General features: G+C 61.3%; 13 protein-coding genes. 2 read left to right on the forward strand and 11 right to left on the reverse strand.

Annotated elements, in window-relative coordinates:
• The first annotated feature begins 104 nt into the window (after positions 1 to 104).
• Positions 105 to 1,289 carry an MFS transporter gene (locus HMPREF2896_RS10505; protein ID WP_210385989.1) on the forward strand — a complete coding sequence of 395 codons (1,185 nt, stop codon included), beginning with the start codon at positions 105 to 107 and terminating at the stop codon, positions 1,287 to 1,289.
• 189 nt (positions 1,290 to 1,478) lie between these two features.
• Here HMPREF2896_RS10505 and ileS read toward each other — a convergent pair whose 3' ends face one another.
• Complete coding sequence (ileS, locus tag HMPREF2896_RS10510; protein ID WP_070719480.1) at positions 1,479 to 4,676, reverse strand: isoleucine--tRNA ligase; 3,198 nt, start codon at positions 4,674 to 4,676, stop codon at positions 1,479 to 1,481.
• A gap of 363 nt (positions 4,677 to 5,039) precedes the next feature.
• On the opposite strand from ileS, the gene HMPREF2896_RS10515 reads away from it, so the two are divergent.
• Entirely contained in the window at positions 5,040 to 6,113 is a 1,074-nt protein-coding gene (locus HMPREF2896_RS10515; RefSeq protein WP_070719481.1) for an HNH endonuclease signature motif containing protein, read from the forward strand.
• 116 nt (positions 6,114 to 6,229) lie between these two features.
• Here HMPREF2896_RS10515 and HMPREF2896_RS12875 read toward each other — a convergent pair whose 3' ends face one another.
• The 10 genes from HMPREF2896_RS12875 to murG form a co-directional block, all read right to left on the reverse strand.
• Complete coding sequence (locus HMPREF2896_RS12875) at positions 6,230 to 6,400, reverse strand: hypothetical protein (RefSeq protein WP_167595650.1); 171 nt, start codon at positions 6,398 to 6,400, stop codon at positions 6,230 to 6,232.
• Between the two features lie 123 nt (positions 6,401 to 6,523).
• The gene (locus HMPREF2896_RS10520) at positions 6,524 to 7,654 is read right to left on the reverse strand and encodes a DivIVA domain-containing protein (protein WP_070711460.1); all 1,131 of its coding nucleotides are present in this window, start codon (positions 7,652 to 7,654) and stop codon (positions 6,524 to 6,526) included.
• Positions 7,655 to 7,822: 168 nt separating this feature from the next.
• Positions 7,823 to 8,134, reverse strand: coding sequence for a YggT family protein (locus HMPREF2896_RS10525; protein WP_070643706.1), 312 nt, complete (start codon positions 8,132 to 8,134; stop codon positions 7,823 to 7,825).
• 227 nt (positions 8,135 to 8,361) lie between these two features.
• Positions 8,362 to 8,784 carry a cell division protein SepF gene (locus HMPREF2896_RS10530; protein WP_012715146.1) on the reverse strand — a complete coding sequence of 141 codons (423 nt, stop codon included), beginning with the start codon at positions 8,782 to 8,784 and terminating at the stop codon, positions 8,362 to 8,364.
• 67 nt (positions 8,785 to 8,851) lie between these two features.
• Positions 8,852 to 9,562 carry a YggS family pyridoxal phosphate-dependent enzyme gene (locus HMPREF2896_RS10535; protein WP_070719482.1) on the reverse strand — a complete coding sequence of 237 codons (711 nt, stop codon included), beginning with the start codon at positions 9,560 to 9,562 and terminating at the stop codon, positions 8,852 to 8,854.
• Positions 9,562 to 10,302 carry a peptidoglycan editing factor PgeF gene (pgeF, locus tag HMPREF2896_RS10540; protein ID WP_070719483.1) on the reverse strand — a complete coding sequence of 247 codons (741 nt, stop codon included), beginning with the start codon at positions 10,300 to 10,302 and terminating at the stop codon, positions 9,562 to 9,564. The genes HMPREF2896_RS10535 and pgeF overlap by 1 nt, the downstream gene beginning before the upstream one ends.
• Before the next feature lie 24 nt (positions 10,303 to 10,326).
• Positions 10,327 to 11,691 (reverse strand): cell division protein FtsZ, encoded by a 1,365-nt coding sequence (ftsZ, locus tag HMPREF2896_RS10545; RefSeq protein WP_070719484.1) that lies wholly within the window; start codon positions 11,689 to 11,691, stop codon positions 10,327 to 10,329.
• A gap of 206 nt (positions 11,692 to 11,897) precedes the next feature.
• Positions 11,898 to 12,557: a cell division protein FtsQ/DivIB gene (locus HMPREF2896_RS10550; protein WP_083311485.1), complete on the reverse strand. Its 660-nt coding sequence runs from the start codon at positions 12,555 to 12,557 to the stop codon at positions 11,898 to 11,900.
• Complete coding sequence (gene murC, locus HMPREF2896_RS10555; protein WP_070719486.1) at positions 12,550 to 14,040, reverse strand: UDP-N-acetylmuramate--L-alanine ligase; 1,491 nt, start codon at positions 14,038 to 14,040, stop codon at positions 12,550 to 12,552. Before murC ends, HMPREF2896_RS10550 begins: the two co-directional genes overlap by 8 nt.
• A gap of 38 nt (positions 14,041 to 14,078) precedes the next feature.
• On the reverse strand, positions 14,079 to 15,164 hold the full coding sequence (gene murG / locus HMPREF2896_RS10560) for an undecaprenyldiphospho-muramoylpentapeptide beta-N-acetylglucosaminyltransferase (protein ID WP_070719487.1): 1,086 nt from the start codon (positions 15,162 to 15,164) through the stop codon (positions 14,079 to 14,081).
• Positions 15,165 to 15,178: the final 14 nt, after the last annotated feature.

Raw genomic sequence — 15,178 nt, forward strand, 5'->3', positions numbered from 1 at the left:
TTATAGACCCCGACTCTGCCGAAAGCCCCACCTCTTCGCACTCACCTGTCCGCTCCCTCGAAGCGCCGCTCCCAAAGCGTGCGTGGTACCCCGTCGCTGGCTCAATGATTGCCGTGGCGTGGGGAGGAAACGAGTTCACCCCGCTGCTGGTGATGTATCGCGAGACCTCCAATTTTTCCCAGGTTACGGTCAATGGGCTCCTCGCCGCCTATGTCGTAGGTATTATCCCCGCCCTGCTGATTGGCGGCCCACTGTCCGATCTGCTTGGCCGCCGCCCCCTGCTGCTCCCCGCGGCACCACTGTCTCTGGCGGGCTCTTTCTTGCTGTCCATCGCCCCCAACGAGCCACTCATCATTGCGCTGGGGCGTGTCCTGTGCGGCATGGCTTTGGGTTTGGTCATGGCCGTGGGCTCAACGTGGATTACAGAGCTCATCACGCGTGCTGGCGGGAACCCGGCGGCAGGCGCCCGCAAAGCGTCCTTGTGCTTGACCGCAGGCTTCCTCGTGGGCGCAGGTATCGCTTCGGTACTCGCCCAGTGGGGACCGTGGCCGACCCACACGGCTTATATCCTCCACATGTTGCTTACGTTACTGACCGCCGTGTGGATCCTGCATACCCCGGAGACCCGCCAGCCCAGCCGGGGCGACGTCAAGACCACAGTCTTGGAGCTTCGGGTGCGCGACATGCTGGAGATGCTGCATATCCCAGCCGTTGCTCACAAGCGTTTCCTGCGCGTCGTCGTCCCCGTGGCCCCGTGGGTATTCGGTTGCGCGGGAGCAGCCTATGCGCTGCTGCCACAGCTCTTGTCCGATTCGGCAGGTGATGCCCCTATCGCTTTCTCCGGCCTGATGACTGTCATCACCCTCGGCTGCGGTGTCGCCGTCCAGATGTTGGGCCGTCTGGTGGATACCCATCAGTCTGCACGCGCCTCGGCGCTGGCCATGTTCGTCATCACCGTCGGCGCCATCCTCGGGGCCTTCGCCGCTCATTCGCTCTCCCTCCCGCTCGGCATCGCAGCCGCTGCGACGATGGGTGCGGGATACGGTCTAGCTCTCGTCGCCGGCTTGTCTGAAGTCCAGCGCATCGCGGGCGAGCGCGAGCTCGCCGGCCTGACCGCCGTGTACTACTCCATTTCCTACACCGGCTTCTTCATCCCCATGGCCTTCAGCGCGCTTGCACCCTACATAGGTTTCACCGCGTTGTTCAGTATCGGCAGCTTCTTGGCGCTGGTCTGCCTCATCAACGTCATCCTTGCCTGGCGCGCGCACCTGCCCGGCACCCGCCGCTAGCGCAGACCCCCACAATCACTGCATCTTCCCGAGACACCCCTACACTCAGGGCAATCTCCCGAACATCCCGTAACCACGGCTTCCTTCCTTAGGCCGCCCTTCGCTTCCTGTGCACAGACGCAAAAAGCTCCGCCTCCCACATCCGGGAAGCGGAGCTTTCCTTCGACCGTTTACGTCGCTGTTGTCGCCTTAGGCCTTAGCCACCGTGGCGGTCACGCCCTTAAGAACATCATGGACGTTCTGGCCAGCACTAGGCGCGAGAGCCTCGGTCGTCACAGCGAAGTCGACAGCGAGCACCTCCGCCGCGATATGCTCGCGGTGCCGGTTGGCCCACTCTTCCTTCTCCGCCGGGACAGACAGGACCACGGTGATGCGGTCGGTGACCACGAAGTCCTCGGCCTTGCGGGCATCCTGCAGGCCACGGATGACATCCGCCGCCCAGCCCTCAGCCTCCAGCTCTTCGGTGACGTTGGTATCCAATACCACCAAGCCATCCACGCCGTCCACGCGCGCCGTGGACTCCGGGTTCGCAGCCTTGAGACGTTCCGTGTACTCATCCGGGGTCAAGCGGATATCGCCGTCAACGATAACCTCCTCGCCGTCGCACTCGTAGTTGCCCGCCTTCAGGTTCTTGATGGCGCGCTGTACGTCCTTGCCCAAGCGCGGGCCTGCCACCTTGGCGTTGCAGACCACCTCGAAGGTGCCAACCTCATCGACGTCATCGGTCAGCTCAACGTCCTTAACGTTGACCTCATCGCGGATGATGTCCTTAAAGTCGGCCAAGCGAGCCGAATCCGGCATCGCCACGGTCAGCTTCGGCAGCGGCAGGCGGTTGCGCAGCTTATTGGACTTGCGCACAGACGACGCCGCCGAAGCCACCGCGCGGGTGGCATCCATGGCGGCCACCAGGTCCGCGTCAGCCGGGTAGTCCTCGGCCTTCGGGTAGGAAGCCAAGTGCACAGAGCGCTCACCGGTCAGGCCGCGGTAGATGACCTCAGCCACGTGCGGCAGCAACGGAGCCACCACGCGAGAGACCGTCTCCAGGACCGTGTACAGGGTGTTGAAGGCCTCCGGGTGGGTCTCCTCGCCCTCCCAGAAGCGGTCGCGGGAGCGGCGCACGTACCAGTTGGTCAAGGCATCCGCGAAGAGACGAACCTCCTCGGTTGCCGTAGCAATATCGGTATTCGCCAGCGCATCATTCGTGTTCTTCACCAAGTCATGCGTCTTGGCCAAGATGTAGCGGTCCAGAACGTTGGTGGAGCTGACATCGAACGTCGCGTCCTGGGAAGCGTAGAGCTGCAGGAAGGTGTAGGCATTCCAGATCGGCAGGATGGCCTGGCGCACGCCCTCACGGATGCCCTGCTCGGTGACGATGAGGTTGCCACCGCGCAAGATCGGCGAGGACATGAGGAACCAGCGCATGGCATCCGAACCATCGCGGTCAAAGACCTCGTTGACGTTCGGGTAATTGCCCTTGGACTTGGACATCTTCAGGCCGTCATTGCCCAGAACGATGCCGTGGGCCACAACCTTCTTGTAGGCCGGGCGGTCAAAGAGCGCGGTGGACAGCGCATGCATGACGTAGAACCAGCCGCGGGTCTGGCCGGAGTACTCCACGATGAAGTCCGACGGCGAGTGGCTCTCAAACCACTCCTTGTTCTCAAACGGGTAGTGCTTCTGCGCAAACGGCATGGAACCGGACTCAAACCAGCAATCCAACACATCCGGCACGCGGCGCATCGTGGACTTGCCCGTCGGATCATCTGGGTTCGGGCGGGTCAGCTCATCGATGTGCGGGCGGTGCAGGCTGGTAGGACGCACGCCGAAGTCACGCTCCAACTCATCCAGAGAGCCGTAGACATCCACGCGCGGGTACTCCGGGTCATCGGAGATCCACGCCGGGATCGGAGCGCCCCAGTAGCGGGTACGGGAGATGTTCCAATCACGAGCGCCCTCCAGCCACTTGCCGAACTGGCCGTCGCGGATGTGCTCCGGCAGCCACTCGATCTCGTTGTGGTTGAGCTCCACCATGCGGTCACGGAACTCGGTCACCTTGACGAACCATGCTGGCAGAGCCATGTAGATGAGCGGCTCGCCGGAGCGCCAGGAGTGCGGGTAGGAGTGCTCGATGGTCACGTGGCGCACCACGCGGCCAGCTTCCTTCAGGTCCTTGATGATGGGCTTGTTAGCGTCGAAGACCAGCTGGCCCTCGTAGGGTGGCACCTGCGAGGTGAACTTACCGTCCTCATCCACCGGGATGACCAGGCCCACGCCGTACTTCTGGCAGGTGAGCATATCGTCCTCACCGAAGGCCGGAGCCTGGTGAACCACGCCGGTACCGTCCTCGGTGGTGACGTAATCTGCGAGCAGCAGCTGGTAGGCGTTCTCGACATCCGGGAAGAAATCGAAGATGGGCTGGTACTTAAAGCCCTCTAGCTCAGCGCCCTTGAACGTCTTGAGAACTTCCGCCTCACCCAGCTCCTTGGCCAGGGTGCCGGTGAGCGCTTCGGCCATGATGAAGGTGCGGCCAGCAAAGTTGCCCTCGGTGGCCTTGAACAAGACGTAGTCGACCTCCGGGTGGACCGCCAGCGCCAGGTTGGACGGCAGGGTCCAGGGGGTGGTGGTCCAGGCGAGGAAGGAGGCATCGGCAAGCTCGGCGTTATCCGCCAACGTCTTCTGCGCTGCGCTTCCCTCCACAGCGCCAGCTACCGGGAAGGTCACCGTCAGGGTCGGGTCCTGGCGCATTTTGTAGGAATCATCCAGGCGTGTTTCCTGGTTCGACAGCGAGGTGTGCTCAGCCCAGGAGTACGGCAGTACCCTAAAGCCCTGGTAGATCAGGCCCTTGTCATAGAGCTCCTTAAACGCCCACATCACGGACTCCATGTAGTTCAAGTCCATGGTCTTGTAACCGTTCTCGAAGTCCACCCAGCGGGCCTGGCGGTTAACGTACTCTTCCCACTCATCGGTGTACTCGAGGACGGACTTGGCGCAGTACTCGTTGAACTTCTCCAAGCCCATCTCCTCGATCTGGGCCTTATCGGTGATGCCGAGCTGTTTTTCTGCCTCCAGCTCCGCCGGCAGACCGTGGGTGTCCCAGCCGAAGACGCGCGGGACGTGGTTTCCGGCCATGGTGCGGTAGCGCGGGACGATGTCCTTGACGTAACCGGTCAACAGGTGACCGTAGTGCGGCAGGCCGTTGGCAAAGGGAGGGCCATCATAAAAGACGTACTCGGGGCAGCCCTCGGTTTGCTCGAGGCTGGCTTTAAAGGTGTCGTCGCCCTTCCAGTACTTCTGGACTTCCTGCTCCATATCGGGGAAACGGGAAGACCCAGCAGTCATATCGACTTTGGGATAAACACTGCCGACGTTCGCGGGGTTATTACTCATCTAAAAATTCCTTCACTCGTTCGCTGTGGCGGGGACGCGCCTTGCGGCTCGCGGTACCACCCCGCTTGGGCACCGAGGCGCCCCGCTTCGTTGATGTGAAGGAGATGACGGTCCCTACCCGCCCGGTTCTAATAATGCTCCGCTAAGCGCGAAGCACGTTCTTCCGGAATGCTCCCCGGTGATAGCCGGCTCACTGCATATGCCTAAAAGTATAGCGAGGCGGTCAAGTTTTCACAGGCCCAGGTTCCCGAAAGCCTCAAAATAGAAACGCCAGTACATAAAAGAGGCACCTGGGATAAGGTTTTCCACAGGAACATTTTTTCTAATGCGCACAGGCCATAAGGTGTTTTAAGCTCCACAAATATGAACGCGCTACAGACTTTCCTCAACGCACTCGGGGCCGGCATCGATGTCGTCGCCGAGTGCGAAGGCATGTCTGAAGCAGACCTCATCGCCGCCGGTTCCCCAGACAAAACCGCGGCGGAGTTGGTACGGCTGCATACGAGCTTCTTTGGCAAGACCGCCATGACGCGGATGCAACGTGACGCAGTGAAGGCAGCGCGCCAACGCAGGCATTCTTTGCCTACCTTGGAGATCATCGACCGCTATGCCCGCAAAGCCAAAACACAAGCGTTGAGCTGGAAACTGCGTCTAGAACTCTGCCGGACGAGCGCCGATACCCTCGCGATGGAAACACTGGCGAAAAAGAAGCTCAAGGAACACTCGGCACCACCCACGCCGAAAGAGGGCGTGACTGTTTACCGCCGCCGCAATGCACCGTGGACGATGGCAATAACAGGTCCCTCGCACCTGATTGCAGAGCTTAGCGACGCCATCGACCGCGAACGCCCCCTCAAGTCCATCCGCGAGGCCTTCTTCAAAGGTGCTGCCCCGCGCCGCGGCCTGCAGACTAATATCCTCGTACCACTGGAGGCCATGACAAAGACTCTCGACGGTGACGGCGAGGAAATCACCCTTCACATGACCAACGGTGCCACGATGACCGGCGCGGAATACCTCAACAAGGTCATCGCCGATGAGATCGATAAAGAAGGCGCACTCGCGACCCTTTTCCACCCCTATCACGGGCCGGTCAACCTCTACTACGAGGAGCGCTCGGCCAGCATCAAGCAACGCATTATGGCTATGGCCGAGTTCCCAGTCTGCGCGTGGGATAAGTGCATGAAACCGGCCGATGAATGCCAGGTTCACCATCTCATCGCGTGGAAGAACGGCGGGTACACCAACCAAGAAAACTTGGTGATGCTCTGTCCCTATCACAACGGGGTGAACCAGGATGATCCGAATGCGCCGCCGGGTCGCGGCCGCACGGCTCGGGTCGGGGGTAAAGCGAAAAGGACACACGGCCCTCCCCCACCGCCCACGCCGTTGCAAGCGCCTCCCGGGCTATTCGGCACCCCGGAAAGAAACGACTAGGAGCTACACAACTAGAAGTCTTCGCACAAGCAGCCCTCCACCCAGAATTATCACTGGACCGAGGGCTACTCGTCGTGTCCGAGATACGCGCGCTACAGGTTTTCTGCGGGACCGGGCTACTCGTCGTGCTTGCGGCGGAGTTTAATCACGGTGTCTGCGATGAAAAGAACAATGCCCACCCCGGCGGAAGCGAAGAGTAGGTACAAAGACCACTCAGCGGCAGTGAGGATGTAGTTCACGAAGGCCAAGAAAGCGACAAAGGCCAACAGCAATGCGCCGATAAGCATGCGTGCTCTCCTTCCCTCACCAATGACTAAGGGCTCTGTGCTTTACAAAGAATGTATACCTACGAACGTATACCTACATAAAAGAATAACGGCGCCCCCGCAGGGACGCCGTTCATTCACTGATTAATTGTTGGACTTGCCGGTTTCACCGTTGGGAGCAGCGGTGCCGCGGGACTCCAACTCCTCAAGCTGAGACTGCAGCAGGGTCTTGAGGCGGGTACGGTACTCGCGCTCGAAGGTACGCAGCTCGGAAATGCGAGCCTCCAGAGCGGTCTGCTGCTGCTTGACCGTGTTCATGACCTCGGTGTGCTTCTTCTCGGCATCTGCCTGCAGGGCAGCTGCCTTCTCCTCAGCCTGGCGAATCTGTGCCTCGGCGCGGGACGTTGCGTCAGACTCAGTCTGCTTTGCCTTGTTCTCGGCATCCGCCACCAGCTTCTTGGAGCGGGTATCGGCTTCCTGCAGCTGTGCATCGTAGCGCTTCTGGGCGTCAGCAAGCTGGGCCTTGGAGTGCGAGTCAGCGTCGGCAAGCTGCTTCTCTGCAGCCGTACGAGCCTCAGCGAGCATGGACTCGGAATCAGCCTTAGCCTCGCTGGTAAGACGGTCCGCCATCTCCTGAGCCAGACCCAGCACGCGGGCGGCCTGCATGTGGGTATCCGGGGTGGCGAGGCCCTGTTCGGTGGACTGAGCAGCACCTGCACCAGCCACAGCAGCGGCGGAGGAGGCAGTGGTGGAAGCAGCCGAGTTCTTCTTTGCGGACTCCAGCTCCTTCTTGGTGCGCTCCAGCTCCTTCTTGGAGGCCTCGAGCTCGCGCTTGGCGGCAGCAGCTTCTTCGCGAGCAGTCTTAAGCTCCGCGGAGTTGTCCTGTGCCTGAGCAGCCGGTGCCTGGGCGGACTGTGCCTGAGCGGCCTTCGCCTGCTCCTGCGCACGCTTGGTCTCTTCCTTGGCCTTGGCAATCTCGTTCTTGGAGTCAGCCAGCTTTGCTTCGTACTCGGCGCGCAGCTTGGACTCGACTTCCTTACGTACGGCGGCCTCATCGACCTTTGCGGCAGAAGCGCCGCCAGCAGCGGGAGCCGGAGCCTGAGACTTCAGTTCCTCAACCTGGGCGTGGAGATCATCGTTCTCATCCTGCAGCTGAGCAAGAGCATCCTCAACGAGGTCGAGGAACTGATCGACCTCATCCTCGTTGTAGCCACGCTTGCCAATTGGCGGCTTGCTGAAAGCGACGTTGTGTACATCAGCTGGTGACAGTGGCATTGACTTCTCTTCCCCTTACGAATCGGTCAAACCTCTAGAGGGTCCAGAGGCCGGGTACATATGCGGTTAATAATACGGATTGTGGTAACTCATTGTATCCGAATCAACACATTATCTAACGCTGGCACGAGTCTCAACGTTAACAGGAGGGTTTAATACACCCGTTTATTACATTGCAAGCCCATTGGGGCTGAAAAATAGCCAGCCAATAAGTTGCGAAAGGATGGACAAAAGCAGGAACAAAACGATGATGGAAACGTCGAGCGCAATGCCTCCTAGCTGCAGCGGCGGAATAACCTTACGCAGCGCCTTAACTGGCGGGTCAGTGACGACGAAGAGCACCTCGGCAACCATCATGAACCAGCGGGGCGGATTGAATTGGCGCGAGAAAGACTGAATCATCTCGATGACGATGCGCGCCAACAAAATCCACGAGTAAAGACTCACGGCGACGAGCAGAATTGAACCTAAAGCATTCACAGTGCCCGAGCCTATCCGAACCACCCCCGCGGACGGTACTCCCCTGCCCGAGGGTTCGCCCTCGGCGAACAGAGATGGCACCGCGGCAGCCGCACCGCCGCCGAGAATACCGCTCCGCTTAGACCGCTAGGGAAATAGCGAGAAAACCAACAAACCGCCCCATCGCCCCCTCCCCCTTAGCCAACACAGGGGAGAAAAGGCGCTGAAGCGGTTAAAGCGCGAAGTTTTTAGCGCAGGTGCGCTGCACGCTCGAGCTCAACAGTGGAGATATCGGCGCCCTTCGGCACGATAGCGAAAACCTTACGGCTGGTGTCCACGCCCTTCGTCAGGTTCTTCATGCGGCCTTCCAGTGCAAAGCAGAGGCCAGCAGCGAAGTCAACGAAGCGCTTTGCGGAGCCGCGATCAGCGTCAGTGAGCTCGAAGACCACTGCGTCACCGTCACGGAAGGGGCCGCCAACCTTCGCTGCATCGTCGAAGGAAACGAGCGACAGCGCCACGATAGTCGGGACAAATTCCTCTTCCTGCTTTTCGTAGGAAGGTGCATACGCCGGAGCGCTATAAGCGCGCTCGTCTGCGTAGTAAGCATCGTCGGCGTCCATGTCCATCGGGCCTAGCCCGAAGAACTCTTTAGTCCTATCAATCAGTGACATTCTGGGTCTCCCTCTGACCTAGTGTGCTGTTCATTTGCTGTCTTGTAATGCACTTTTACAATGACAATTAACCTAGCGGGCGCTCTCCCATAATTCCGGTTCCGACACGCACGACATCTGTTCCAGATGCAATCGCCGGCTCCATGTCAGCGCTCATTCCGGCGGACATTTTCAGGTCTCGCCCAAGCTTGGCCGCCACCTCATCCGTCAGCGCCCTCACCTGGGTGAAAACCTCCGCCGGATCGCTCTCCAGCGGTGGAACCACCATGAAGCCACACAGCTGCAGGTTCTCCAGATCTTCGACCAGATCCACCAGAGCGGATACACCCTCTAGCGGGCAGCCACCACGCGCGGTATCACCGTCGGCGGAGACCTGAATATAGACCGGAAGCGTGTCCTCACGCTGGCCGCGCTCCTGGGCAAGAGCCACGCCGCGGTCGAGTGCTCTGGCGAGTTTTTCTGAGTCAAGCGAGTGAACACTATGCGCCCACCGGGCCACGTGGTTCGCCTTCTTGGTCTGTACTTGGCCGATCATGTGGAACCGCATCTCGGGCAAGACCTCCGCCTTGGCGCGGGCCTCCTGCTCGCGATTTTCCGCCACATCCGTTACCCCTAGCTCCGCTAGCAGCGCGATGTCTTCGGCCGGGTGAAACTTCGTCACAGGCAGCAGCTGCGGGGCGAGGCGGCCAGCGGCCTCAGCAAAGCGGTGAATATCCGAACGGGTGCGCGCCAGGCCGGCCCGCAATTCTTCGCGGCGCGCGGTGTTGTTATTAGTCATTAATCCTCCAACCAAATCACGCCGGCTTGGCGTCCAGTAACGCCCTCGCGGCGATATGAAAAGAAATCTGTGTCCTCAATCGTGCAGCGTGGGTCCGACTCAATGGCCGTGACTCCCATGCCCATCAGCTGGCGAATCACACCGGCGCGCACGTCGACGCCCCAGGTACCCGACGCCGTGCGGGTCTTGGAGCCGGGCAGGTGCTTCTCGACGTCCTCCGCCATCTGCTCCGGAACCTCATAGTTACGCCCAGAAGCGGCCGGCCCCATAAGCACCTGGATCGACGAAGGGGTAGCCCCCAGCTCAATCATCGCGTTGACCGTGTTCCGAACGATTCCATTGCGCGCGCCCAGACGCCCGGCGTGGGCGGCACCGATGACGCCCGCGGAGACGTCGACAAGCAGCACCGGCGTGCAATCAGCCACGAGCACGCCCAACCCCAGGCGTTTTTCGGTGGTCACCACCGCATCGGTGGCCGGCACGGGCTCCTTCGCGCCGCGGTGTTCGGCGCCCACGACCGTCACGGTATTGGTGTGCAGCTGCTCCATCCACACGATGTCCTCTAATCCCGTTGCTCGGAGAAGTCTCTCGCGATTGGCGGCCACAGCGGCGGGGTCATCGCCGACGTGATCGCCTAAGTTGAAAGAGTCATAGGGGGACGACGACGCCCCGCCGGCACGGGTTGTAAACACCATGCGGACGGGGCGTCGTGCTGCGTGTGCTTCCTCGTTTACTGGCATGCACTCCAGAGTAGCTGGCTGGGACTAGCGCATGAAGGACGGCACGTCGAGATCGTCGTCGCCATCGTCATCGAAGTCACGGCTGTTGCGCTCAGCGGGGCGCGAGAGGCGGTACTCGTCATCGGCACCACGGCGGTACTCTTCGCCACGGAAGCGATCCGAGGTGGTAAACAGTCCGCTCGACGGGGCTGGCTCAGCCGGCTGCTCGCGCTCGTAGGAGTGGCGCGGGGTGTACTCCTCGCGGCCGATGCGCTGGGACTCAGCTCGCTGCGGCTCGGCACGGTTGTACTCTTCGCGCGGGGCCTCGGTGCGCGGCGCGGCGGGGCTCTCAGGCTGTGCTTCAGCACGGTTCTCGAAGAGGGAACCCGGGCGTGCGGCCGGGGTAGCCTCCGAACCTTGCTGCTGTGCCTGGCCAGACTGCGCCGGCTGGGAGGTCATATTGGCCTGCGCGTCGAAGCCGGTGGCGATAATGGTAACGCGAACTTCGTCTCCAAGGTTGTCATCGATGATGGTGCCGAAGATGATGTTGGCGTCCTCGTCGGCGCGCTCCTCCACCATGGAGGCAGCCGCGTTGACTTCGTGGAGGCCCAGGTCGGAGCCACCAGCGATAGACAGCAGAACGCCCTTGGCGCCCTCCATGGTGGACTCCAGCAGCGGGGAGTTAATGGCCTGCTCAGCAGCGTTGAGCGCGCGGTTATCCCCGCGAGCAAAACCGATGCCCATGAGGGCGGAACCGGCGTCGGACATGACGGAGCGAACGTCCGCAAAGTCGACGTTGATCATGCCCGGGATGGTGATGAGGTTGGTAATACCCTGCACACCATTGTGCAGGACTTCGTCGGCGGCGCGGAAGGCTTCGACGATAGACAGCTCCTCGCCGCCCAGCTGCATGAGGCGATCATTCGGAATAACGATGAGGGTATCGCAGACCTCGCGCAGCTCTTCGATGCCGGCCATGGCCTGACGGGTGCGGCGCGCGCCCTCGAACTTGAACGGGCGGGTAACGACACCGACGGTCAGAGCGCCCATCTTCTTTGCGATGGAGGCAACGACAGGGGCTGCACCGGTACCGGTTCCGCCGCCCTCGCCAGCGGTGACGAAGACCATGTCGGAGCCTTGGAGGGCGTCTTCGATTTCGGTCTTGTGATCCTCCGCGGAGGTCTTTCCTACCTCCGGGTTAGCGCCGGCGCCGAGGCCGCGGGTAGCTTCGCGTCCGATGTCGAGCTTGGTATCCGCATCCGAGAAAATCAGCGCCTGGGAATCGGTGTTGATCGCCACGAACTGGACTCCCTTGAGCCCTTCTTCGATCATGCGGTTGACAGCGTTGACACCGCCACCGCCGACGCCGACGACCTTGATGTCCGCGAGATTGTTGCTAGATGAGATCATACGAGGGTCTCTTGCCTTTCGAATAAGGTTTTAATGTAAACGAGGAGGCGCCTCTTTTCGTGAGAGGCGGTTACATCCATCTTTAACGACAACGGGGTAATTTCGGCGCACATTTTGCCGCGTGTCGGTACCCTCAACCTCTACTTTAGGGTTGCTGACATGCGGTTTTCTTAACAAGCGCCCCACCCGTCCCACTCGCGACGCCCCTAGCGGCGAGTCACCAGCGACGGGTTAGAAATGTTCCAGGATTCGCCCTCAAGCTTGAGCACATCTTCGAAAGCAATCGCCTTGTTTTTATTGTCTTCGGATGCCCCCCAAAAGATGGTTTTCTCATCCTTTGTGTGGAAAGTCAGCGAATACCTGTCTGCGATCTCGAGGGTCGTCACCTTCTCCCGAATCGGCGCGGGGAGGGCTGCAACGGCCTCGACGGCCGCCTGCATCTCTGGGGAGCCGGAGTCTGTGCTACCGGTCAGCTCCACGGCCTCGGGTGGTGCTTCATCTTCCACAAATTCCTTACCGTGATTATCTACCAACACCGTCGTGCCACCATTGCGAACAAAGGCCACTGCCTCATGTTCGGTGATCTCAATGTGCACCGTCGACGGAAATGCTCGCGATACCGTCGCGCTTTCTACCCATGGAATCGACGCCACGCCCTGCGCGGCCTCGCGAGCATCCAAGCGCGCGAGGTTCGAGCCCTTGGCGACACCACTAGCTTGCTCCACATCCTCAGCAGCAACGTGATCGTTTCCCACCACCTCGAAGGATTTCACCGTGAGGATAGGAAAAAGCCACACTGCGGCTGCAGCGATGACCGCTACAAGTAGCACCACGCCCACCGCGAGCGCCCCAGTCTTTTTAGACATTCGGTTCCTTCGGCTCTTCCGCCTCATCGTTGCGTCCCAGCTCGGACAAAATCTCACCGGCTACGTAGGTAACCGTGCCCGCACCAATCGTGAGGACGATATCACCGGGCTGTGCCAGGGAAATGACATCGCCAGCGGCTTCGGAGAAATCGGGTTCGAAGATGACCGGCATGTCCTCCGGCATCTTATCGGTGATGATGCGGGAGGTAATTCCTTCAACCGGTTGCTCGCGGGCTCCGTAGATGTCGAGGACGACGGCGGCGTCGGCAAGCGCCAAGGCCTGAGCAAACTCCGCGTCGAACTTCATTGTCCGGGAGTACAGATGCGGCTGGAAGCAGGCGATAACACGCGCCCCCTCGTCCTCCGCATCCGCCTTCGCACGGGCCGCGTTAAGTACCGCGGATACCTCCGTAGGGTGGTGCGCATAATCGTCGAAGACGCGGATTCCGCGCTCGCTGCCGCGGTACTCGAAGCGGCGGCGCACGCCCGTAAAGTCGGTCAGGCCAGCGGCCAGTTCCGCTGGGTCTCCGCCAGCCAGCGTGCCGGCCAACAGCGCGGCCGCCGAGTTGAGCACCATGTGATGCCCGGGGACGTGCAAGTCATAAGACAACTCCTGCGGCGCCTGCCCCGGCAGGGCCAAGCGAACGCGGACGTGCGCGCCGGCGGCGGAGACGGTTTCCTCCAGAATCTCCGCTACGAGGGGCACGGAAGAATCTTCGCCTACCGCACTGCGTGCGCCGTAACCCAGCACCTGAATACCGCGCTGTGCTGCGCGTTCGCCGGTAGCGGCCGCCTGACCGTCTTCAAGGCAAACTACCAAGTAGCCGCCCTCAACAACGCGGTCTGCAAAATCATCGAAGACCTGAAAGTAGCTTTCCGCGGTGCCGAAATAATCCAGGTGATCCGGCTCGATATTGGTAATCACCGCCACGTAGGGGCTGTAGCGCAGTAGTGAAGCATCGGATTCATCGGCTTCTGCAATGAAAGCATCACCCGTGCCGCCGTGCGCGTTGGTTCCGGCACGGTTGAGCTGGCCACCGATGGCGAAGGAGGGGTCGAGGCCCGCCTGCTGCAGCGCGGACACCGCCATGGAGGTAGTCGAAGTTTTTCCATGAGTACCAGCCAGCAGGACCTGGCGGTGGCCGTCCATCAGCTCAGCCAGCAGATCTGATCGACGGATGACCGGGATTCCGGCCTCGCGCGCAGCAATGAGCTCGGGATTGTCGTGTGGGATGGCGGCGAAGGAGGTCACGACCACGGTTGGCTTATCACCAGTCAGGTCAAGGTTTTCAGCGCCATGGCCGATGGCGATGTGCGCACCCATCGTGCGGAGGACGTCGACAGCCGTCGATTTCTTAACGTCCGAGCCGGCGACGACCGCGCCCCGACTAACCAGAATACGTGCGAGACCGGACATGCCGGAGCCGCCGATACCGACGAAGTGGACGCGGGACAGGTCCGTGGTGGCAGGGGTATCAGTCATGGTGAAAAATCCTTCTTTCATTAACCTGTACTGTGCGTCTAGCCGCGGTTCTCGGCGGCGACACGCTGCGCGATGCGGTCAGCGATGATAGCTGCAACCTCGCCGGCTGTGCTGGCGTCAGCGGCAGTACGCATGGCCGTCAAAGTTTCGGGGTGGTCAAGGATAGCGCGAACTTCGGCAACGAGGCGCTCCGAGGTCAATTCGGCGTCCGGAACTTGGACCGCGGCGCCGGATTCCACCAGCGCGCGCGAGTTCAGAGCCTGCTCGCCATTGCCGTGCGGCAGCGGCACATAGAGTGCGGGCAGACCGGCCGCGGAGACCTCTGCCACCGTCATCGCTCCGGAACGGCAGATCATGAGGTCAGCAACGGCCAGAGCGCCAGCCATGTCATCGATATAGGGCACCGCGGTGTAGTGCTCGTGCTCAGCCGGTGCCTCGTTCTTTTTGCCATAGGCGTGCAGCACTTGGAAGTCTCGGCACAGGTCATCGAGCGCGCCGGCCACGGCAGTGTTGATGCTCACTGCTCCCTGTGAACCGCCGGTCACCACGATTGTCGGGCGATACGCGTCGAGGTTCCAGTTCTGGCGCGCATCCGCCGCCTTTGCGCCGTCGGGATCCTCACCCATTCCCGGCCGCACGGGAATTCCCAGGACCTCACCGGGCATACCTGAGCGTTCCTGCGCGTTGATGCCCGTGCCCCCGAGGCGCACCCCCAGCTTGTTGGCCATGCCGGCCAGAGCGTTCGTCTCGAGCACGAAGAACGGGATACCCAGAGACTTCGCCGCCAGATAGGCCGGCGCAGCGACGTATCCTCCAGTACCAAAAACCACATTGGCCCCGACGTCCTTCAGAACCGCGCGGGTTTCCCGGACAGACTTGAGGACCCGCCACGGCAGCTTCGCGGCATCGGCGTTGATCTTGCGTGGGACTGGGACCGGCGTAATCATGCGCAAATCGACGCCACGCGCCGGCACGATATCACTTTCCAAACCTCGTGGGGTTCCTAGAGCGGTCACCCGCGCGCCATGGCGCTGGCGCAGCTCCTCCCCCACCGCGAGCGCTGGTTCGATGTGTCCAGCGGTGCCGCCACCTGCGATGACGACGGAAATCGGCGTGTCATTCATGCACTACACGCTAC

Source organism: Corynebacterium sp. HMSC069E04, assembly GCF_001813175.1.
Taxonomy (GTDB): Bacteria; Actinomycetota; Actinomycetes; order Mycobacteriales; family Mycobacteriaceae; genus Corynebacterium; species Corynebacterium aurimucosum.

Coding starts and splice junctions, on each gene's coding strand:
- HMPREF2896_RS10505 (WP_210385989.1), top strand. CDS start 105: ATGATTGCCGTGGCGTGGGGAGGAAACGAGTTCACCCCGCTGCTGGTG.
- ileS (WP_070719480.1), bottom strand. CDS start 4,676: ATGAGTAATAACCCCGCGAACGTCGGCAGTGTTTATCCCAAAGTCGAT.
- HMPREF2896_RS10515 (WP_070719481.1), top strand. CDS start 5,040: ATGAACGCGCTACAGACTTTCCTCAACGCACTCGGGGCCGGCATCGAT.
- HMPREF2896_RS12875 (WP_167595650.1), bottom strand. CDS start 6,400: ATGCTTATCGGCGCATTGCTGTTGGCCTTTGTCGCTTTCTTGGCCTTC.
- HMPREF2896_RS10520 (WP_070711460.1), bottom strand. CDS start 7,654: ATGCCACTGTCACCAGCTGATGTACACAACGTCGCTTTCAGCAAGCCG.
- HMPREF2896_RS10530 (WP_012715146.1), bottom strand. CDS start 8,784: ATGTCACTGATTGATAGGACTAAAGAGTTCTTCGGGCTAGGCCCGATG.
- HMPREF2896_RS10535 (WP_070719482.1), bottom strand. CDS start 9,562: ATGACTAATAACAACACCGCGCGCCGCGAAGAATTGCGGGCCGGCCTG.
- pgeF (WP_070719483.1), bottom strand. CDS start 10,302: ATGCCAGTAAACGAGGAAGCACACGCAGCACGACGCCCCGTCCGCATG.
- ftsZ (WP_070719484.1), bottom strand. CDS start 11,691: ATGATCTCATCTAGCAACAATCTCGCGGACATCAAGGTCGTCGGCGTC.
- HMPREF2896_RS10550 (WP_083311485.1), bottom strand. CDS start 12,557: ATGTCTAAAAAGACTGGGGCGCTCGCGGTGGGCGTGGTGCTACTTGTA.
- murC (WP_070719486.1), bottom strand. CDS start 14,040: ATGACTGATACCCCTGCCACCACGGACCTGTCCCGCGTCCACTTCGTC.
- murG (WP_070719487.1), bottom strand. CDS start 15,164: ATGAATGACACGCCGATTTCCGTCGTCATCGCAGGTGGCGGCACCGCT.